This is a genomic window from Ralstonia sp. 25mfcol4.1 (genome assembly GCF_900104095.1).
In the GTDB taxonomy this organism is placed as follows: domain Bacteria; phylum Pseudomonadota; class Gammaproteobacteria; order Burkholderiales; family Burkholderiaceae; genus Cupriavidus.
Window position 1 is genome coordinate 68,445 of sequence record NZ_FNJO01000009.1, and the last position, 20,534, is coordinate 88,978.

14 protein-coding genes are annotated in these 20,534 nt (G+C 68.7%); 5 read left to right on the forward strand and 9 right to left on the reverse strand.

Annotated elements, in window-relative coordinates:
* Positions 1 to 3: 3 nt before the first annotated feature.
* From mreD to BLQ58_RS16965, 3 genes are all read right to left on the reverse strand, one after another.
* Positions 4 to 516, reverse strand: coding sequence for a rod shape-determining protein MreD (gene mreD, locus BLQ58_RS16955; protein WP_092600399.1), 513 nt, complete (start codon positions 514 to 516; stop codon positions 4 to 6).
* Positions 513 to 1,535 (reverse strand): rod shape-determining protein MreC, encoded by a 1,023-nt coding sequence (mreC, locus tag BLQ58_RS16960; RefSeq protein ID WP_092600401.1) that lies wholly within the window; start codon positions 1,533 to 1,535, stop codon positions 513 to 515. Before mreC ends, mreD begins: the two co-directional genes overlap by 4 nt.
* A gap of 138 nt (positions 1,536 to 1,673) precedes the next feature.
* Positions 1,674 to 2,717, reverse strand: a complete 1,044-nt coding sequence (locus BLQ58_RS16965; protein ID WP_019450345.1) for a rod shape-determining protein — start codon at positions 2,715 to 2,717, stop codon at positions 1,674 to 1,676.
* 840 nt (positions 2,718 to 3,557) lie between these two features.
* Between BLQ58_RS16965 and gatC the strand changes: the two genes are divergently transcribed.
* From gatC to gatB, 5 genes are all read left to right on the forward strand, one after another.
* Positions 3,558 to 3,857, forward strand: coding sequence for an Asp-tRNA(Asn)/Glu-tRNA(Gln) amidotransferase subunit GatC (gene gatC, locus BLQ58_RS16970; RefSeq protein WP_092600403.1), 300 nt, complete (start codon positions 3,558 to 3,560; stop codon positions 3,855 to 3,857).
* Between the two features lie 52 nt (positions 3,858 to 3,909).
* A complete protein-coding gene (gene gatA, locus BLQ58_RS16975) occupies positions 3,910 to 5,409 on the forward strand; it encodes an Asp-tRNA(Asn)/Glu-tRNA(Gln) amidotransferase subunit GatA (protein WP_092600405.1) in 1,500 nt (499 codons plus the stop codon).
* Between the two features lie 43 nt (positions 5,410 to 5,452).
* Positions 5,453 to 5,923, forward strand: coding sequence for a hypothetical protein (locus tag BLQ58_RS16980; protein WP_092600407.1), 471 nt, complete (start codon positions 5,453 to 5,455; stop codon positions 5,921 to 5,923).
* A 140-nt stretch (positions 5,924 to 6,063) separates the two neighbouring features.
* Positions 6,064 to 7,038 carry a dienelactone hydrolase family protein gene (locus tag BLQ58_RS16985; RefSeq protein WP_254776003.1) on the forward strand — a complete coding sequence of 325 codons (975 nt, stop codon included), beginning with the start codon at positions 6,064 to 6,066 and terminating at the stop codon, positions 7,036 to 7,038.
* A 63-nt stretch (positions 7,039 to 7,101) separates the two neighbouring features.
* Positions 7,102 to 8,571, forward strand: a complete 1,470-nt coding sequence (gene gatB / locus BLQ58_RS16990) for an Asp-tRNA(Asn)/Glu-tRNA(Gln) amidotransferase subunit GatB (RefSeq protein WP_302847650.1) — start codon at positions 7,102 to 7,104, stop codon at positions 8,569 to 8,571.
* Positions 8,572 to 8,656: 85 nt separating this feature from the next.
* Here the strand turns inward: gatB and BLQ58_RS16995 are convergent, their stop codons facing one another.
* From BLQ58_RS16995 to BLQ58_RS17020, 6 genes are all read right to left on the reverse strand, one after another.
* The gene (locus BLQ58_RS16995) at positions 8,657 to 11,200 is read right to left on the reverse strand and encodes a hypothetical protein (protein WP_175459938.1); all 2,544 of its coding nucleotides are present in this window, start codon (positions 11,198 to 11,200) and stop codon (positions 8,657 to 8,659) included.
* A 196-nt stretch (positions 11,201 to 11,396) separates the two neighbouring features.
* Positions 11,397 to 12,380: a transglutaminase family protein gene (locus tag BLQ58_RS17000; RefSeq protein ID WP_092600415.1), complete on the reverse strand. Its 984-nt coding sequence runs from the start codon at positions 12,378 to 12,380 to the stop codon at positions 11,397 to 11,399.
* Positions 12,377 to 15,058 carry a circularly permuted type 2 ATP-grasp protein gene (locus BLQ58_RS17005; protein ID WP_092600417.1) on the reverse strand — a complete coding sequence of 894 codons (2,682 nt, stop codon included), beginning with the start codon at positions 15,056 to 15,058 and terminating at the stop codon, positions 12,377 to 12,379. The genes BLQ58_RS17000 and BLQ58_RS17005 overlap by 4 nt, the downstream gene beginning before the upstream one ends.
* 38 nt (positions 15,059 to 15,096) lie before the next feature.
* The gene (locus BLQ58_RS17010; RefSeq protein WP_092600419.1) at positions 15,097 to 18,519 is read right to left on the reverse strand and encodes a transglutaminase family protein; all 3,423 of its coding nucleotides are present in this window, start codon (positions 18,517 to 18,519) and stop codon (positions 15,097 to 15,099) included.
* A 96-nt stretch (positions 18,520 to 18,615) separates the two neighbouring features.
* Positions 18,616 to 19,314, reverse strand: a complete 699-nt coding sequence (locus tag BLQ58_RS17015; protein ID WP_092600421.1) for a tetratricopeptide repeat protein — start codon at positions 19,312 to 19,314, stop codon at positions 18,616 to 18,618.
* 207 nt (positions 19,315 to 19,521) lie between these two features.
* Positions 19,522 to 20,511: a YadA family autotransporter adhesin gene (locus tag BLQ58_RS17020; RefSeq protein ID WP_092600423.1), complete on the reverse strand. Its 990-nt coding sequence runs from the start codon at positions 20,509 to 20,511 to the stop codon at positions 19,522 to 19,524.
* Positions 20,512 to 20,534 lie beyond the last annotated feature (23 nt).

Sequence of the window (20,534 nt, forward strand, 5' to 3'; positions counted from 1 at the left end):
GGGCTAGATCGGACGCGTTTCGTCGATGTCGGCCGAGCGGCGCTGGGGCGCCAGCAGCAATGCGGTGGCCATCGGCCAGAGCACGGCTTCGATCAGCGGCGCCACCAGAAGTTGCCAGCCCGGCAGCGGCGCGCCCATCGCCAGGCGGATCACCACCGGCACGGCATGGGTGATGAACAGCAGCGGCATCACATGCAGCGCCTGCGTGTAGACCGAAAACCACAGCACGCGGCGGTGGATCGTGATCGCGAAGTACGCCAGCAGCGTATAGGCCAGCGCGTGCTCGCCCAGCAGGCGCGCGTCGTGCACGTCCATCAGCAGGCCTAGCAGAAACGCCACGCCCATGCCCACCTTGCGCGGCTGGTGGATGTTCCAGAACACCAGCACCAGGGCCACCATGTCCGGGATCCACAGCGTGGTGCCCCAGGGCATCAGGTTCCACAGGAAGGCCAGCACGAAGGTCAGCGCGATAAACGCGGGATTGACCGGCCGCAGCAGGTATTGGGAATTCGTCACTGGGAACGCTCCGGGGATTTCTGCTTGTCGGTGGCCTTGTCCGCGCCCTTCTCGGCAGGCTTGTCGGCGGACTTGTCTGCCGCCTTGTCTGCCGCCTTCTGCTCGGCTCCGGCGCGGGCCGCGGCCGATCGGGCGCCCTTCTCGGCCTTGGTCGGGGCCGCTTCTTCCTGCGGGCGCGGGCCAAGGCCGGACTCGTAGCGCACCACCAGCAGCTGGCGATGCGAGCGCACGCCGGCCACCGGTTCGCAGTACACCCGCGAGAACGCGGTGTCCGCCTTGCGCTCGATCTGGACGATCTTCGCCACCGGCAAGCCCGGCGGATAGGTGCCGTCCAGCCCGGACGTCACCAGCAGGTCGCCCTGCTGCAGGTCGGCCGACGCGGCCATGAACCGCAGGTCCAGCAGCCCGGCGCGCGAACCGCCAAACGCCACGCTGCGCAGGCCGTTGCGCACCACCTGGACGGGAATCGCCTGGTCCTTGTCGGTCAGCAGCGTCACTTCGGACTGGAACGGCGACACGCGCGTGACCTGGCCGATCACGCCGCGCTCGTCGATCACCGGGTAGCCGGCGCGCAGGCCCTGCGCGCTGCCATGGTCGATGACGATGCGCTGGCTGTACGGGTCGCGGGCATCGTAGAGAATTTCAGCCGCCGTGACCGGCGTGGCCGACTGCTGCTGCAGGTTCAGCAGCTTGCGCAACTGGTTGTTCTCGGCTTCGAGCTGGGCCTGGCGCACGTACGCGTTGGCCTGCTCCACCGCGCTGCGGCGCAGTTCGCGGTTTTCATTGGTCAGCGTGACCGACGACTGGGCGTAGTCAAGGACGCCGCGCAATGCGTCGCGCGGCACCAGCACCAGGCGTTCCACGGGCATGAGGACGGTGGCGGCCACCTGGCGCGCGACGCGCATGGCGTCGAAACGCGCGTCGACAATCAGCAGCGCCAGCGCGATCGCCACGAAGACGACCAGGCGCGCCACGGCAGATGTGCCTTGCTTGAAAAGCGGCGGTGGAGAGTAATCCATTTACCGATGCGCAGGCGAAACCATTCCGCCAGCGCATCCGCACGCCCCTTGAAGGGCATGGCGGTCCGGGCTGGCGGGGGAAGACATCAAAGGGCGCGGGGACGGGGCGACGCAGGTCACCACGGTCCCTGCCTCGTATTACTCGTAGGAGAAGATGCTGCCGAGCTTGTCCATGCGCTCCAGCGCCATGCCCGAGCCGCGCACCACGCAGGTCAGCGGATCTTCGGCCACCAGCACCGGCAGGCCGGTTTCCTCGGCCAGCAGGCGGTCCAGGTCGCGCAGCAGCGCGCCGCCGCCGGTCAGCATCATGCCGCGTTCGGCAATGTCGGCACCCAGTTCGGGCGGGGTCTGTTCCAGCGCGATCTTCACGGCGGACACGATCTGGTTCAGCGGATCGGTCAGGGCTTCGAGGATTTCGTTGGACGACACGGTGAAGGCGCGCGGGATGCCCTCGGACAGGTTGCGGCCCTTCACTTCCATTTCGCGGACTTCGGAGCCCGGGAAGGCCGAGCCGATTTCCTTCTTGATCGCCTCGGCGGTCTGCTCGCCGATCAGCATGCCGTAGTTGCGGCGGATGTAGTTGACGATGGCTTCGTCGAACTTGTCGCCGCCCACGCGCACCGAACCCTTGTAGACCATGCCGCCCAGCGAGATGATGCCCACCTCGGTGGTGCCGCCGCCGATGTCGACGACCATCGAGCCCGACGGCTCCGACACCGGCAGCCCGGCGCCGATCGCGGCCGACATCGGCTCCTCGATCAGGTACACCTGGCTCGCGCCGGCGCCCAGCGCCGATTCGCGGATGGCGCGGCGTTCCACCTGGGTGGAACCGCACGGCACGCAGATGATGATGCGCGGGCTCGGACGCAGCAGCTTGGTGTCATGCACCATCTTGATGAACTGCTTGAGCATCTGCTCGGTCACGGTGAAGTCCGCGATCACGCCGTCCTTCATCGGGCGGATGGCCTCGATGTTGCCAGGCACCTTGCCGAGCATCTGCTTGGCTTCCTTGCCCACCGCTGTAATCGTTTTCTTGGCGTTGGGACCGCCTTCCTGACGGATGGCCACGACCGACGGCTCGTCCAGGACGATGCCCTTGTCGCGCATGTAGATCAGGGTGTTGGCGGTACCCAGGTCGATGGCCAGGTCGTTGGAGAAATAGCTGCGGAGAAATCCGAACATCAGGAATCCTGTCTTCTGTTGGTTCGCGGGTATGCGAAGCGGCCGGTGCCTGTAGCGGCCCGGCCACGAATGCGTTTGCAAGGGTGATGGTTCACGGCTCCCCCGGTGCGTGCGGCTGACGCCGGCACAAGCCGGCGCGCCCGGTACCCCTGGCGCGGACAAGCCCCGGTGCGCCAGCGGGAATCCGCTTCGCCGGCGCATGCCTGCACGCCGGACCTACGGGAACCTTTGATTAGACTCTGCGCGAAAGTTCGCGGACAGATGCGCGGGACAGGGCGGGAACACGCCTGACGTGTGGCAGTAGCCTAATCGGAGGAACCAGTTTCTTACGAGTGAAAATACGATGAAAACCGGCCGCTAATTCGCGGCGTTGCCATGATGCTGGCACATTACTGTTGCATGGTTGCGACGCCGGCCCCGGTATGCCGCCCGATCCAGCGCATTGGCGACCCCGGCAAATCCGCCCGGCCCCCGACGCTGGATGCTGCGACTGTGCCGACCGCATCACCACCCGCCCGCTCTGCCGCGACCCAAGTGGCGCGCGCGTTGCGGGAAGACTGCAGCGCGTAATGATACCTTATAATTCCCGCTGTTTCGGGGCGTTTGGACCCTGAAAAACTTGTAACTTCGACGATCCTGGGGTGCCCCCCGGGCGCACCTGTCCGGCACGCCTTGGCCACCCCGCCAGACGCCGGGCCCATGGCGCCCTTCCAGGCACCCCGACGGCCACCCGACGACGGTTGGGTGGACGCCGGCTCCGAACCGGCGTCCGCCCGCCCGCCCGGCCGCAACATCTCCAGTCCGCAGGACTGAATCCGGCGAGAAGCGCCGCACCACGCCATGGCTCTCGAACTTTCCGACGTCAAGCGCATTGCGCATCTGGCCCGCATCGAAACCAGCGATGCCGAGGCCGAGCATACGCTTGTGCAGCTGAACAACTTTTTCTCCCTGGTGGAGCAGATGCAGGCGGTGGACACCACCGGCATCGAGCCGCTGGCCCACCCGCTGTCGGCCGTGCGCGACATCGCCCAGCGCCTGCGCGACGACGCGGTGACCGAGTCCGACCGCCGCGCGGATTACCAGCGCCCCGCCCCGGCCACCGAGAACGGCCTGTACCTGGTGCCCAAGGTCATCGAGTGACGGCAGCGCGCCGCCCTGCCTTGTCGCCCATCCAGACGCCATCCGACCCGATATGACCTTTTCCGCTGATCACCAGACCTCGCTGCGCCAGATTGCCGATGCGCTGGCCGCCCGTTCCGTGTCCGCCGAGGAACTCGCCCGCGACTACCTGGCCCGCATCGACGCCGCCAGCAGCCTGAACGCCTTTGTCGACGTCAACCCCGACCTGACGCTGGCCCAGGCCCGCGCCGCCGACGAGCGCCGCGCCAACGGCCAGGCCACGCCGCTGACCGGGGTGCCCATCGCCCACAAGGACGTCTTCGTGACGCGCGGCTGGAAGTCCACCGCCGGCTCGAAGATGCTGGCCAACTACGAAAGCCCGTTCGACGCCACCGTGGTGGAACGCCTGGGCGCGGCCGGCATGGTCACGCTGGGCAAGACCAACATGGACGAATTCGCGATGGGCTCGTCCAACGAGAATTCGTACCAGGGCCCCGTGCGCAACCCGTGGGACACCGGCCGCGTGCCGGGCGGCTCGTCGGGCGGCTCGGCTGCTGCCGTGGCCGCGGGCCTGGCGCCGGCCGCCACCGGCACCGACACCGGCGGCTCGATCCGCCAGCCGGCGTCGTTCTCGGGCATCACCGGCATCAAGCCGACGTATGGCCGTGTGTCGCGCTACGGCATGATCGCGTTCGCGTCGTCGCTGGACCAGGGCGGCCCGATGGCCCATACGGCCGAGGACTGCGCGATGCTGCTCAACGGCATGGCCGGCTTCGACCCGAAGGATTCCACCAGCCTGACCCCGGAACTGGGCGGCGTGGACGAGGACTTCACGCGCCTGCTGGGCCAGCCGCGCGCCGGCGCCACCGCCGACAAGCCGCTGGCCGGCCTGCGTATCGGCCTGCCGCGCGAGTATTTCGGCAAGGGCCTGTCCGCCGATGTGGAAAAGACCGTGCGCGCCGCGCTGGCCGAGTATGAAAGGCTCGGCGCCACGCTGGTGGACGTGTCGCTGCCCAAGACCGAGCTGTCGATCCCGGTGTACTACATCATCGCGCCGGCCGAGGCTTCGTCGAACCTGTCGCGCTTCGACGGCGTGCGCTACGGCCACCGCGCCGCCGAGTACCGCGACCTGCTCGACATGTACAAGAAGAGCCGCGCCGAAGGCTTCGGCCCGGAAGTGAAGCGCCGCATCATGGTGGGCACGTACGTGCTGTCGCACGGCTATTACGATGCGTACTACCTGCAGGCGCAGAAGATCCGCCGCATCATCGCCGACGATTTCCAGCGCGCGTTTGCCGAGTGCGACGTGATCATGGGCCCGGTGGCCCCGAGCGTGGCCTGGAAGCTGGGCGAGAAGACCGCCGACCCGGTGCAGATGTACCTGGCCGACATCTTCACGCTGTCCACCAGCCTGGCCGGCCTGCCCGGCATGAGCGTGCCGGCCGGCTTTGGCGACGGCAACATGCCCGTGGGCCTGCAGATCATCGGCAACTACTTCGACGAAGCGCGCCTGCTGCAGGTGGCCCATGCATTCCAGCAGGCCACCGACTGGCACCTGCGCCGCCCGGCCTGATCGCCGATTCGCTAACCGCCAACCGCCAACCGCCGACGCCATCATGCGCATGCACGCCCTGCCCCGCATCCCGCTGAGACTGGCCGCCGCCCTGGCGGTGGCCGTGACGCTGGCCGGCTGCCAGATTCCGTTCGCTGGCCGCTCCACGCCCATCGCGGCGCGCGACATCGACCTGGCCGGCAACTGCCAGCGCACCGAGGAAGACGGCTTCCGCGAGGACGCGCAACTGCGCGTGGCCGACAACACCGTGCAGCAGCTGCAGTGGAAGCTGTGGGTGGGCAAGCGTGGCTCGTGCAGCTTCAACCTGGCCGATTTCCGCCAGGTGCGCAAGACGCCGCACATCGAGCTGCGCGCCAACGACGGCAGCGCCTGCAAGCTGATGGTCTGGCAGGACCCGCGCCGCGTCACGCTGGCGCACGCAAGCTGCCAGTCGCACTGCACGCCCGGCATTTATGAAGAGGCGTGGCCCGTGATGTTCGAACCGGGCACCGGCGAATGCGCGCGCACGCGCTGAGCCCCGGCTGAATTCGTCGATCGACCATGCCTCGCCTGTTCCCGCCCACCTTGCCGCCGAAGGCCCCGCCGCTGGTTCCGACCACGGTGGGCCGCTGGCTGCGCGGGACGCTGGCTGGCGTGGCCGTGGTGACGGCGCTGATGCCGACCGCACCGGCCCAGCCGGCGGTGTCGATGGCGCCGCTGTCGCCGCTGGCGCCCTTGACCGCCCCGGTCGCCCCGGCCAGCGCAGCCGCCGTGGCGGCGCCGGCCACCGCGACCGAGCCCGCCACCGCGCGGGTGCGGCTGCCCGCCGATCCGGGGTCGCCGGCACTGACCGCCTACTGGTTCATGCCGCGCGAGGGCACCGTGGCCCGCAGCCAGCCGTTGCCCGTGGTGGTGGCGCTGCACGGGTGCGGCGGCCTGGTCGACATGAAGGTGGCGGCCAGGCGCGCCGGTACGATCGAGGAAGTGATCGACCCGGCGGCCGGCCTGCAGGGCCGCTATCGCGAATACGCGCACTGGCTGACCGAGCGCGGCTACGCCGTGCTGATGCCGGACAGTTTCAGCCCCCGGGGCAAGGCACAAGGCCTCTGCACGGAATCGCTCGACGCCCGGTCCATCGACGACAAGACACGCCGTGCCGACGCCATCGCCGCACTGCGCTGGGTGGCAAGGCAGCCGGGCATCGACACGCGCCGCATCGTGCTGCTGGGCTGGTCCAACGGCGCGCAGGCGGTGCTGGCCACCATCGACGCCAGCCGGCCCTGGCCCGCCGATGCGCCGAACGTGGACCGCGCCGTGGCGTTCTATCCGGGCTGCAAGCGCGCCGTGCAGCAGCACGATTTCCGGCTGCGCTCGCCGTTGCTGCTGATGATCGGCGGTGCGGACGACTGGACGCCCGCCACGCGCTGCGCGATGCTGCAGAACGCCGTGCAAAGCCGGCAGCCCAAGGCCCGCTTCCGCCTGGAAATCTATCCGGGCGCGTACCATGGCTTCGACGGCACGAGCGAGCTGCACGTGCGGCGCGACATCGCGGCCCGCAATGGCTCGGGGGTCACCGTCGGCGGCGACGCCGTGGCGCGCGTGGCCGCGCTGGCCCAACTCGATTCATGGCTGACGAGTTCCGATCCCTGACGACACAGACGGCGCAGGGCCTGGATTTCGGCAACCGAAGCAACATATACAGAAAGCACTCAGATTAGGAAAACCGCCATGCAATGGGAAGTGGTGATCGGCCTGGAGACGCACGCACAGCTCTCCACGGCCTCCAAGATTTTCTCCGGCGCCTCCACCGCGTTCGGTGCCGAGGCCAATACGCAGGCCTCCCCGGTGGACCTGGCGCTGCCGGGCGTGCTGCCCGTGCTGAACAAGGGTGCCGTCGAGCGCGCCATCCAGTTCGGCCTGTCGATCGACGCGAAGATCGCGCCGCGCAGCATCTTCGCGCGCAAGAATTACTTCTACCCCGACCTGCCGAAGGGCTACCAGATCAGCCAGTACGAGATTCCGGTGGTGCAGGGCGGCCAGATCACGGTGCAGGTGGAAGGCAAGCAGGGCGTCTACGAGAAGACCATCAACCTGACGCGCGCCCACCTGGAAGAAGACGCCGGCAAGTCGCTGCACGAGGACTTCGCGGGCATGACCGGCATCGACCTGAACCGTGCCGGCACGCCGCTGCTGGAAATCGTGACCGAGCCCGACATGCGCAGTTCGGCCGAAGCCGTGGCCTATGCGAAGGCACTGCATTCGCTGGTGGTGTGGCTGGGCATCTGCGACGGCAACATGCAGGAAGGCAGCTTCCGCTGCGACGCCAACGTGTCCGTGCGCCCGGTGGGTCAGGAAAAATTCGGCACGCGCCGCGAGATCAAGAACCTGAACTCGTTCCGCTTCCTGCAGCAGGCCATCGACTACGAAGTGCAATGGCAGATTGCTGAAATCGAGGATGGCCGCGACATCGTCCAGGCCACCGTGCTTTTCGACCCGGACACCGGCGAGACGCGCGCGATGCGTACCAAGGAAGACGCGCACGACTACCGCTACTTCCCCGATCCGGACCTGATGCCGCTGGAAATCGACGCGGCCTGGATCGATCGCGTGAAGGCCGCGCTGCCCGAGCTGCCGGCCGCCATGCAGGCACGCTTTGTGTCGCAATACGGGCTGTCGGCCTACGATGCGAGCACCCTCACCGCGACCAAGGCCCTGGCCAGCTACTTCGAGGCCGTGGTCAAGGAAGTGGGTGCCGCGAGTGCCAAGCCGGCCGCCAACTGGCTGATGGGCGAGATCGCATCGCAACTGAACCGCGACGGCATCACCATCGACGCCGCGCCGGTGAGCCCCGCTCAACTGGCGAAACTGCTATCTCGCATTGTCGATGGCACGGTGTCGAACAACACGGCCAAGAAGGATGTGTTCCCGGCGATGTGGGCCGGCGAATCGGACGGCGACGCCGACGCGATCATCGCGGCCAAGGGCCTGAAGCAGATGTCCGACACGGGCGAGCTGGAAAAGATCATCGACGATGTGCTGGCCGCCAACGCCAGGTCGGTCGAGGAATTCCGCGCCGGCAAGGAAAAGGCGTTCAACGCCCTGGTGGGCCAGGCCATGAAGGCCACCAAGGGCAAGGCCAACCCGGCCCAGGTCAATGAACTGCTGAAGAAGAAGCTGGGCTGATCGCTGATCCGATCCTGTTCTAAAGAAACGGCCACGTCATAAGAACGTGGCCGTTTTTTTCGCCCCGATCAGCGGGCCGTATCGATCATGCGGATTCCAGCGCGGCCAGGCGCGCCTGCAGGCGCTCCAGCAACGCGTCGCGCTCCGCCAGCATGGCGGTGAGCTGGCCGACGTTGACGGCATCGGTCGATGACGTCCCCGCTGCCACGTGGATGATCTGCCGCTGCAGGCTGGCGCTGCCGACCGACACCGACTTGGCGCGGTCGCAGTTGGACTTCGCGCCGAGCGCCACCCCGTTCGTCACCGAAGCCATGGCATTGGCGCCCACCACCACCGACGTGGAGCCCGAAGCCGTTGCCGATCCGCCAATCGCCACATTGTCGGCCTTCGACGCCGATGCCGCGGCGCCGATGACCACCGCGTTGTTGGCCGATACATACACGGCATTGCCCAGCGCAATCGACCCCTCGCCGCCCGCGCCTGTCTCGATGCGCGCGCTGCGGCCCATCACGATGCCGCTGCCGGTGCTGGCCATGGTGGCGCCATCGCCCAGGACGATGCTGCCGCCGCCCTTGGCCGTGGCCAGCGGGCCGATGGCGATGGCATTGCTGCCGCTGGCCGTTGCGCCCGCACCGGTGGATTTCACCTGCACGTACTTCAGGTCCGCATCGCCGGTGCTGATGCCGCCCACGGTCTGGGCAAGATCGGCGATGTCCTGCGCGTTCTTCGTCACCTTGGCGTTGGTCTGGAACAGCTGGCCGCCCGTCACTGCATCGGTGCTCAGCTGGGACAGGCTGGCCGCGCGCAGCCCTGTCACCAGCGTGTTGTCGAGCGTGGCACGGGCCTTCGAGTCGTCGTCGTAGGCCAGGAACGCGTTGCCGACGTTCCCCGACACGTTCACGTCCAGCCCGGCCGTGCGCAGCTGCCCGACCGTGACCGCATCACTGTCCGCCACGCCCGCTTCCACGTTGACGATGCGGCGCCGTGCGTCGGCTGCGCCCACCGACACGGTGTTCGGCCGGTCCGCCACGCTGCCCTGCCCCAGCGCCACGCTGTACGAGCCGGAGACACTGGCCCCTGCGCCCAGCGCCAGCCCTCCCGCCCCTGTCACCGCGGCGGCGTCGCCCACGGCCACCGCCCCGGTGCTCTTCGCCGAGGCATTCGGGCCGATGGCCAGCGCATTGGTGCCGCTGGCATCGGCATCCGAAGCGGTCGAGTCGACGTGGAAGTACTTCACCCCGGCGTCGCCGCCCGTGATGTCTTCTACCGCCGTATTGATCTGGCTCAGTGCGTCGAGCGCTTGGCCGAGCTGCTGGTTGGTGGCGAACAACTGCGCGCCTGTCACCGCATCCTGGCTGGCCTCGGTCAGTTCACCGGGCACCAGGCTCGTGACCAGCGTGTTGGCCAGCGTTACGCGGCCCAGCGTGGCGTCGTCATAGGCCACGAACGCGTTGGACACCTCGCCGGCCGCATTCAGGTTCAGCCCGGCGTCCTTGAGCTGGCCCACCGTGGCGGCGTCCGAATCGAGTTCGCCCTTCATGACATGCACGATGCGGCGCGGCTTGAGCAGCGTGCCGACCGATACCGTGCCCTCGCGGAGCGCCACGCTGCCGTTCCCGATGGCCACGCTGTCCGCCGCCGATACACTGGCCTGGTGGCCGATCGCCACCGCCCCGGCGCCGCCCGCGTTGGCGCCGGTCCCCACCGCGAGCGCGGCCGTGCCGTCGCCATTGGCCTGCGTGTTGACACCGACCGCCACATCGCCAGCGCCAACCGCCACCGACCGGCTGCCGATGGCCTGCGCCCAGTCCGCGACGCTGGCGGCATTGCTGCCCAACGCCGTCGAATGTTGCCCGTTTGCCACCGCTTCCAGGCCGAGCGCCAGCCCACCGCTGCCGGATGCATCGGCCAGCGGCCCGACCGCGATGGCGTCGCTGCCGGTGGCCGCGCCGTCCGGCTTCGAACTGTTGGCGTGGAAATACTGGAGATCGGCCACGCTGCTGCCGCCGCCAAGTGCCGCGTAGAGCTGGCTGCCGTTGATGGCGTCGGTGCTGCTTTCCGACACCTCGCCGGGTGCAACGTTGACAATGGTGCGCTTGAACTCGTCGGTGCCGACCGAGACCGTCCCATCTGCCTCGGCAACGCTTCCGTAGCCCAGCGCGACGCTAAGTTCTCCCATGGCCATGCTGCTGGCCCCGAAGGCGATGGACTGAAGCGCGCTGGCGTTCGAACTTTCGCCAATCGCGAGCGCGCGATGGGCAGTGGCGCGCGTCCCCGCACCAAAGGCGATCGTGCTCTGGGCCGTGGACCGCGCGTCCCAGCCCATCGCCATCGCATCGTAACCGCCCGTTGCCTGCGCCGCGTTGCCGATGGCCAGGGCGTTCCTGCCCGATGCGATGCCGTTCGGGCCCACCGTAATCGCGTTGCCCCCCGTGGGAGAGCCATCGGTTCCATCCGTGTTCGCACGGAAATACGTGATACCCGCGGCGGCCTGCACGCCCCCTTCACCGCGCGCCTTATCGTGCGCCTCATCGCGCGCCTTATCGCGTGCCTCACCGCCAGCCTGAGCGCCCGCTTCGGGCGAATCCGCGCCTTGCGCCAGCGCGGCTTCCTGTTGCTGCTGTGTCATGTCGAACTCCCAATCGTTTGGCCTGGAGAAAGCCGCTCGGGTGCCGGTGTCCGGCATCGGCACCGCCCACGGCCCAGCCCATCGTTGCCGATGGCCATGCACCGGACAATGGATTCGAATGACAGGAAGATGATCCATCGGGAATCCGCGCGGCGAGCGGTGCGCGTCGCCCGTCCGAAGCCGACAGGAGAACCGCCTAGGCGTCCCCGGCCACCGGCACCACGCTGACTTCCACCTCCACCGTATGCTCGCCGCCGCCGACGATCACGCCATGCAGCAGCGGCACGTCGCTGTAGTCGCGCGCGATGGCCAGGGTCACGTGGCGCGTGTCGGCCAGCACGTCGTTGGTGGGATCGAGGTCGATCCAGCCGTTGGCCGGACACCAGACGCCGGCCCACGCGTGCGAGGCATCCGCACCGAGCAGGCGCGGCTCGCCCGGCGGCGGATCGGTGCACAGGTAGCCGCTGACATAGCGCGCGGCCAGGCCGATCGAGCGCAGGCAGCCGATCATCACCTGCGCGAAGTCCTGGCACACGCCGCTGCGCAGCGCAAACGCCTCCAGCGCGGGCGTATGCACTTCGGTGGTCTCGCCGTGGTACTCGAAGTCGGCGTGGATGCGATGCATCAGGTCGATGGCGCCAGCCGCCACCGTCACACCGGCAGTGAAGCTCTGCAGCGCGTAGTCGCGCAGGTCAGCGTGCAGCGCCACGTTCGGCGATGCGTAGACGAATTCCGTCTCGGGATGGAACGGCTGGCCGGCGTGGTAGCGCAGTTGCTGTGCCGCCTCTTCCCATGGCGTGCCCCGCGCCGCATCGAACCCGGCCCAGCGTGGCGTCAGCGTGACCGTGCTGCGGGTGGTCAGGCGCATCGTCTCGTGCGGCACATCGAGCATGAAATGCAGCACGTTGTTGCCGAACGCATCGGTACGCATGTGCTGGTGCGTTGGCGCCGGCTCCACATCGGTCCGGTGTGCGCTCACGGCCTGCCACGGGTACGACGGCGGCGTCACCACGGCACGCTGCTGCGCATGTTCCACCGGCCAGACGTACTGGTAGGTGGTGACGTGGTGCACGTCGAGCGTGGTGGGCGGGGCCGGCGGCGTGACGGGCACGGGCCCGGGAGCCTGGGCCGGTTCGCGCGGCCCGGCCTCCGCCTGGGAACCGTCCGGCTGGCCGCTCATGGCAGGTCCGTCTCCGGCGCCACGCCGGCATGGCTGAAGTAGCGGCCGCCGATTTCGTCGGACAGCTTTGCCATGCGCCCGCCAAGCTGGTCGCACAGCGCCGCGAGCTTGGGGTAGCGGTCCCTGTCGCGTTCGCACAGCAGCGAGCGCGACGGCAGCGCGGTTGCCGGCGGCAGCAGTTCGGCCAGCGGCACGCGCGTCTGGCCGGTGGCGCCGGTGGGCAGTTGCGCGAGCTTGTCGCGCAGGCGGTCCAGCACGCCGTAGAGGCCGCGCGGATTGGTCGTCTCCAGCACCAGCAGGTCGACCAGTGCCGCCACGTCGCTACGCCCCGGGAACAGCGAGCGGTAGGTCAGCGTGCTGTCGAACAGGTGCAGCAGCATGTCGAAGCCGCTGCGCGACGCCAGCGCGCCGCTGCCTTCCGCCAGCTCCAGGAACAGCGCCAGCGTGCCGAGCCGTTCGATGTGACGGCCGATGAAGACCAGCCGCCACGCTTCGTCGCGCGTCATGCGGTCGCCCTGCGCGCCGCTGATCGCGCCCAGCTGCATCGCCAGATGCTCCAGCGCGGCCAGCACCTTCGAGCGGTCGTAGGCCCCCTCGCCGTGGCCCACCGTGCCGGACGGGCAGGCGGCATCCGCCATCGCGTCCTGGAAGTCGTTGCGCGCGGCCAGGATGGTGCGCCAGTGATCGTTCGACAACCGGTTGCGGATCTCGTTGGCGGCGCGCGCGTGGCTGGCCAGCGTCGGCATCAGGCCCGTCGCCGCGTTCGGATCGGCCAGCGTGGAGACCAGGCTGCGTTCGAACACGCGCAGCGACGCCTGCGGCGACGGCGTGTGCGGCGCCACCAGCCCGAACCACTGCGCCAGCAGGCCCAGCATGTTCAGCGTGCCGTCGTCGGTCTCGTCGTTCGATTCGATCGAGCCGAGTATCTGGCGGCACACGCGCACGACGTTTTCGGCGCGCTCGGCATAGCGGCCGGCCCAGAACAGGTTCTCGGCCGCGCGGCTCGATACGGCCAGCGGCCGCGTCACCGCCACCGTGCCCAGCGACGGCAGCGCGGTACGCGGTGACGGCGCCGATACCGACCCGCGGCGCGCATGGCTGGCCGACGTCGGCATCAACCCCTGCACCGGCTGGTTCGACAGCACCCAGGTGTCGGCGCTGGTGCCGCCCAGCTGCATCGATACCGCTTCCAGATGGGGCGGTGCGAGCCGCGTGAAGCCGCCCGGCATGACCTGCCAGCCGCCATTGCCATCGGCAACCGCGAACACGCGCAGCATGGCCGCGCGCGAACCGATCCGTCCGCCGCCCTTGTCGTCGGGCTCCCAGCAAGGCGTGTGCGAAAGCGGCAACGGCGCCTGCAGCGTGAAGCGATCTGGCGTTTCGGCGATGCGGGCGCGCCATGCATCGAGCGGCTGCAGCCCCTTTTCCATGCCGAGCAGCGCATCGGCGGGCGTGCGTGGATAGGTGGGCATCACGAACGCTTCGTCGAGCAGCCGCAGCGCCTCTTCCTGCGCGGCGGCCTCGCCGCACCACCAGCTCATGACCGATGGCAGCACCAGCGGCTCGTCCAGCAAGGCCTGCGCGATGCCGGGCAGGAAGCCGTGAATCGCAGGCGACTCCAGGAAGCCGGATCCCGGCACGTTCGACACCGCCACGTTGCCCGCGCGCATCGCTTCGAGCAGGCCCGGCACGCCGAGCATCGAATCGCTGCGCAGTTCCAGCGGATCGCAGAACACATCGTCAAGGCGCCGCAGGATCACATCCACGCGTTCCAGCCCGCCGAATGTCTTCAGGTACACCACGTCGTTGCGCACGGTCAGGTCCTTGCCTTCCACCAGCGTGATGCCGAGGTAGCGCGCCAGGAACGTGTGCTCGAAGTAGGTCTCGTTGAACGGCCCCGGCGACAGCAGCACGATCTGGCGCCCCGCGCCCGTGCCGGCGCCGGCGCCGGCGCCCTCTTCAGCCGGGCCCGCCGGTGCCGCGTGCGCCAGCGTCGAGATCAACTGCGAGAAGGTCGGCGGCAGGCGCCGCACGCGCAGTTCGCGGAACGCCTCGGCATACTGGCCTGAAACGATCAGCCGGTTTTCCAGCGCGTAGCCCATGCCCGAAGGCGTCTCGGTGCGATGCGCGATGACCGTCCAGCCGTTGTCGGTGTGCACCAGGTCTACCGCGACGGTCTGCAGGAAGCTGCCGCCCGGCGGCTGGTAGCCCTTGAGCGGGCGCAGGTAGCCGGGATGCCCGTAGACCAGCCCCGGCGGCAGCAGCCCGCGCCGGAGCAGCGTCTGCGGCCCATAGATATCGGCCAGGATGGCGTTGGCCAGCGTCGCCCGTTGCGTGACGCCGGCCTCGATCACCGCCCAGTCGGCTTCGGACACCAGGAACGGAAAGACCTCCAGCTGCCAGGCCCGCGCGCCGCCCTGGTCGGCGTAGACGTTGTACGTCACGCCGTTGTCGCGGATGCGGCGCGACACGGCCGCCGCATGGGCATTCAGCGCGGCGGGGCGCAGGTCGTCGAGGATGCCGAAGAAGCGCGCCCACGGTTCGCGCAGCGTGCCGTCGGGCAGCCGCAATTCGTCGCGATGGCCGTCCGGCACGGGCAGCGCCAGCCGGCCCGCCAGGGCGGCCGGCGCGTCGGCAATATCCGATCCATCGAAAGGCAGCGACGACTGCAACGGCACGGCTGACGGTTCTCCTGTGGGCGGGCGCGCCAGATGCGCTAGGCAATGTCGCGCAGGTCCAGCGTGAACGGAAATTCCAGGCTGCGGCGTGGCGGCGGCGCCACGGACCGCCCCGGCGTATGCCCGATCGCGAAAAACCGTGCCAGGCGCCGGCTTTCCGCCTCGTACGCATTGACCGGGAATGTCTGGTAATTACGGCCGCCCGGGTGCGAAACATGATACTGACAGCCGCCCAGGCTGCGGTCCATCCACGTATCCACCACGTCGAAGGTCAGCGGCGCGTGCGACGGGATGGTCGGATGCAGCGACGACGGCGGCGCCCAGGCGCGATAGCGCACCCCGGCCACGTACTCGCCGGCCCGCCCGGTAGGCTGCAGCGGAATGGTCTGCCCGTTGACCGTCACCACATGCCGGTTGTCGTTCATGCCCAGCACGCTCACCTCGATGCGCTCCACCGACGAATCGACATAGCGCACGTTGCCGCCGGGCGCCCCCTCCTCGCCCATCACATGCCATGGCTCCAGCGCGGTGCGCAGCGTCAGCGACAGCCCGGCCACGTCGATCTCGCCCACGCGCGGGAAGCGGAACTCGAAGTGCGGCGCGAACCAGCTCGACTCGAAGACAAAGCCGGCGGCGCGCATTTCGGCCAGCACATCGTCGAAATCCATTTCCACGAAGGTGCCGAGCATGAAGCGGTCGTGCAGCGCCGTGCCCCAGCGCGTCAGCCGCGCGGTGTACGGCGTGCGCCAGAAGCGTGCCACCATCGCCCGCAGCAGCAGTTGCTGCACCAGGCTCATGCGTGCGTGGGGCGGCATCTCGAACGCGCGAAGTTCCAGCAGGCCCAGCCGGCCGGTCGGCCCGTCGGGCGAGTAGAGCTTGTCGATGCAGAACTCCGAACGGTGCGTGTTGCCCGTCACGTCGACCAGCAGGTTGCGCAGGATGCGGTCGATCAGCCAGGGCGGCACCTGGCCATTGCCGACCACCTCGCACAGGTCAAGCTGGCGGCGCAGTTCGTCGAACGCGATATCCAGCTCGTAGACCTGGTCGTTGCGCGCCTCGTCCACGCGCGGCGCCTGGCTGGTCGGGCCGATGAACAGCCCCGAAAACAGGTACGACAGCGACGGATGGTTGTGCCAGTACGCGATCAGGCTGGCCAGCACGTCGGGCCGGCGCAGGAACGGGCTGTCGTCCGCCGTGGCACCGCCCAGCACGAAGTGGTTGCCGCCGCCGGTACCGGTGTGGCGCCCGTCGAGCATGAATTTCTCGGTGGACAGATGCGTCTCGTGCGCGGCCTGGTACAGGTAGTCGGTGTGGTCCACCAGTTCCGGCCAGTTGGCGGCCGGATGGATGTTGACCTCGATCACGCCCGGATCGGGCGTCACCTGCAGCAGCTTCAGGCGGGGGTCGCGCGGCGGCGGATAGCCTTCCATCACGATCCTGACGCCCAGTTCGGCGGCGGTGGCTTCCACCTCGGCCACCAGCGCCAGGTAATCCTCCAGCACGGTCAATGGCGGCATGAAGACATAGAGGATGCCGCGCTTGTCATCCATCGACTGCGCTTCGACGGCGGGACCGGCGGCGCGGCTCGGGTGGCGAACCTCCACGCAGATTGCCGTGCGGATGGTGTCGCTGGACGATACCCCCCGCGCGGGCGCCGTGGCCTGCGTGGCGGATTTGCCACCCGGCCGCGGCTGGCCCCGCGCTTCGGCCCTGCGCGCGGCCATCGCCGCGGGGCTGTACGCGGCGGCCGGCGACTGCGCGCGCAGCGGCGCCGCCGCCGGCAGCGGGGCGCGCGGTGCGAACGGATCCTGCTCGAATTGCCACGGATAGTCGGCCTTCGACACCCACGGCAGCGAATCGAGCGGCAGCCGGTAGCCCATCGGCGAATCGCCGGGCAGCAGGTACATGCGTTCGTCGCGCACGAACCAGCGGCCGGTCAGCCAGCCGCCATGATCGTCGGGCGCCAGCGGCAGCACGTAGCCGGTGACGCTGGACAGCCCCGCGTCGAACACGCGCCGCAGCCGCGTGCGCTCCAGTTCGTCGTCGAGCTTCGCCTCGAACGGGTCGACGTTGACGGGCAGCCGGCGCTCGCGCCACAGGTAGTACCAGACATCCTCGTAGCCGGGTGTGATGGCGTCGGCTTCCAGCCCTAGCCGCCGCGTCAGCGTTTCGAGAAACCGCCGGGCATCGGCCGATGTGTAGGCGTCGGGCTCGCGCTCGTCCGCAAACAGCGACGGATCCTGCCAGCAAGGCTGCCCATCGGCGCGCCAGCAGATCGACAGCGCCCAGCGCGGCAACTGTTCGCCGGGATACCACTTGCCCTGTCCGAAATGCAGGAAGCCGCCCTCGCCGTAGCGCGCACGCAGCTTGTGCACCAGTTCGGTGGCCAGCCCGCGCTTGGTGGGGCCCAGCGCATCGGTGTTCCACTCGGCGCCGTCACGGTCGCGCGCGGCGACGAAGGTGGGCTCGCCGCCCATCGTCAGCCGCACGTCGAGCGCCTGCAACTGGCGATCGACGGCCAGGCCGGCCGCGTCGATGGCCGTCCACTGTGCATCGGTGTAGGGCTTGGTCACGCGCGGTGACTCGTAGATCCGCGAGATCGACATATGGTGCGCGAACGTCACCTCGCACTCGTCCACCGCGCCGCTGACCGGTGCCGCGCTGCTGGGCTCCGGGGTGCAGGCCAGCGGGATATGGCCTTCGCCGGCCAGCAGCCCCGATGTGGGATCGAGCCCGATCCAGCCTGCGCCGGGCAGGTAGACCTCGCACCAGGCGTGCAGGTCGGTGAAATCCGCCTCGGCACCCACCGGGCCATCGACGGCCTTCACGTCGGGGGTCAACTGCAGCAGGTAGCCGGACACGAAGCGCGCGGCCAGCCCCAGATGCCGCAACGTCTGCACAAGCAGCCAACCGGTGTCGCGGCACGACCCCGACGCGTTTTCGAGCGTGGTCTCGGGCGACTGCACGCCCGGCTCCATGCGGATCAGGTAGCGGATCTCGCGCTGCAGCCGCTGGTTCAGGTCCACCAGGAAATCCAGCGTGGCACGCGGCGCGCGGTCGATGCTGTCGACAAAGGCGGCCAGGCGCGGCGTCAGCGGGTCTTTCGCCAGGTAGGGCGCCAGGTCGTGCGCCAACCCGGCATCGTAGGCAAACGGAATCTTCTCGGCCGACGGCTCCAGGAAGAAATCGAACGGGTTGTAGACCGCCATCTCGGCGATCAGGTCCACCGTCACGCGGAATTCCGTGGTCGGCTCCGGAATGACCAGCCGGGCCAGGTAGTTGGAGAACGGGTCCTGCTGCCAGTTGACGAAATGCTGCACCGGTTCGATGCGCAGCGAGTAGGACAGGATCGGCGTGCGGCAATGCGGTGCCGGGCGCAGGCGTACGACTTGCGGCGACAACTGCACCGGACGGTCATAGCGGTAGTGTGTGACATGACTCAGCGCGACGTGCGTGACCACTGGCGACCCCCGGGGTTGTGTGTAGCGTCAGGCTTAGCAAGACTTGTACCGCCTGCCCGTTCCTGCCAGCGGGCGGCGGCCGGCAACCGTGCCGGCCTACATTTGACTCTTCGCGCGCAGGCCCTCTTCCAGCAACGACCGCAGCTTGGCCAGCGCGCCGGGATCGCCGTGCGAAGCCGCCCGGGCGTACCAGATCTTGGCCTGCTCGATATCCTTGTCCACGATGCCGGGGTAGCCGCGCTCGTAGTAGCTGCCGACGATGTACTGCGCCCCCCCGTCGCCGGCGGTGGCCGCCTTCGAGTACCAGTTGAACGCACGGCCGTAGTCGAGCGGCACGCCGCGCCCCGTGAAGTAGTTGGTGGCCAGCGCCACCTGCGCCTGGATATGGCCGCCCTGCGCCGCGCGCTCATACCAGCGGTTGGCCTCCTCCAGCGACTTCGGCACCAGTTCGCCGCGCTCGTTCAGATCCCCCAATGTGTACTGCGCATGTGTCATCTGGTTGTCGGCGGCGCGCCGCAGCCAGACCAGTGCTTCCTGCGGCCGGGCTGTCGTGCCTTCGCCACGCAGCAGCATCATCGCGTAGTTGAACTGGGCCAGCCGGTTGCCCTTCTGGGCGGCATCGGCAAAACCCTTGATCGCCGCATCGAAATGACCGGCTTCATAGGCGGCGACCGCTTCGCGCGTCTGGGCCTGGGCCGGCGCGGGCGGTTCGGTGGCGGCACGGGCATGGAAGCCGGCGACTGCGGCGAGGACCAGCACGGCCAGACGGATCTTCGAGGTAACGGACGCGGGCATGGTGGAACTCCGAAGGCCGGCGGGGCTGACGGGCTGGATAGCGGGACGTTGATTTAGTGTAGTTGGCGATCCAGCGCGCCGCTTATTCTCTTGAAGGATTTGTTGAAAACATATTTGGCTAATAATATTCTTCCCCAGAATAAATGCGGGAGATCGTGCTGGCACCCCCATGGACCGCCAAGGCGGTGCCAGCACGCAGCCCGAGGATCAGCCCGCGTCTTCCAGTGCCGACACCCGCGTGGCCAGCGCGGCGATCTGGCGGTTGATGGCGACCAGTTCCTGGCGGAGCTGGTCAAGATTCACCGCGTCGGTGCCTTCGGTGCCGGCTGCCACGTTGACGATCTGCCGGGTCCGCACGCCTGCGCGGCCGACCGACACGGACAGCGGACGGTCGCAAACCGATTCGTTGCCGAGCGCCACGCCGTAATCCACGTTGGCCTTCGCCTGGCTGCCCAGTGCGAGGCTGAAGATCGCCGTGGCGGTCGAGCTGGCTCCCAGCGCGACGGCACCCGGCTGCGTGGCTTGCGAGTTCGCCCCGATCGCATCGGCAAACAGGGCGCTGGCGCTGGAATTCGATCCGATCGCCACGGCCTGCGAACCGCTGACATAGCTCTGATCGCCAATCGCGATGCCGCGTACGGCCGATACCACGGCCAGGCCCAGCGCGATGGAGTTGGCGGCCGACGCGCCGGCCTTCGTGCCGATGGCGATGGCATCGCTGGCGCCGGCAACGCTGCCCACACCAATGGCCACGCTGTAGGGCGCCGTGGCATTGGCCAGCTGCCCGAATGCCGTCGCGCTTTCGGCGACGGCGGCGGCCTTGATGCCCACGGCGGTGCTGTTCACGGCCGATGCAACGGTGGAACTGCCCAGCGCAGTGCTGCTGTCGGCGGTTGCGGCACTCCGCGCACCGAACGCCGTCGACCACACGGCAGTGGCCGTGGCCTCCCGGCCCACCGCCGCGCTGTAGTTCCTGCCGCTGTGGGCCCCGGTGCCAATCGCCAGCGTATTGTGATCGCCGTCGGCCAGCGCCGTATTGCCGATGGCGATCGAATCGCCCACCGTGGCCGCGGCCGATTGCCCGATGGCAATCGCGTTGCCACCGCTGGCGTTGGCGTCGGGGCCGGTGCTGTTGGCGCGGAAGTACTGAACGCCTGCGGCCAGCGCGGCCGCCTGCTGAGATACGTTTTGTGTCATTGCGTCGCTCCAGATGTCGGATT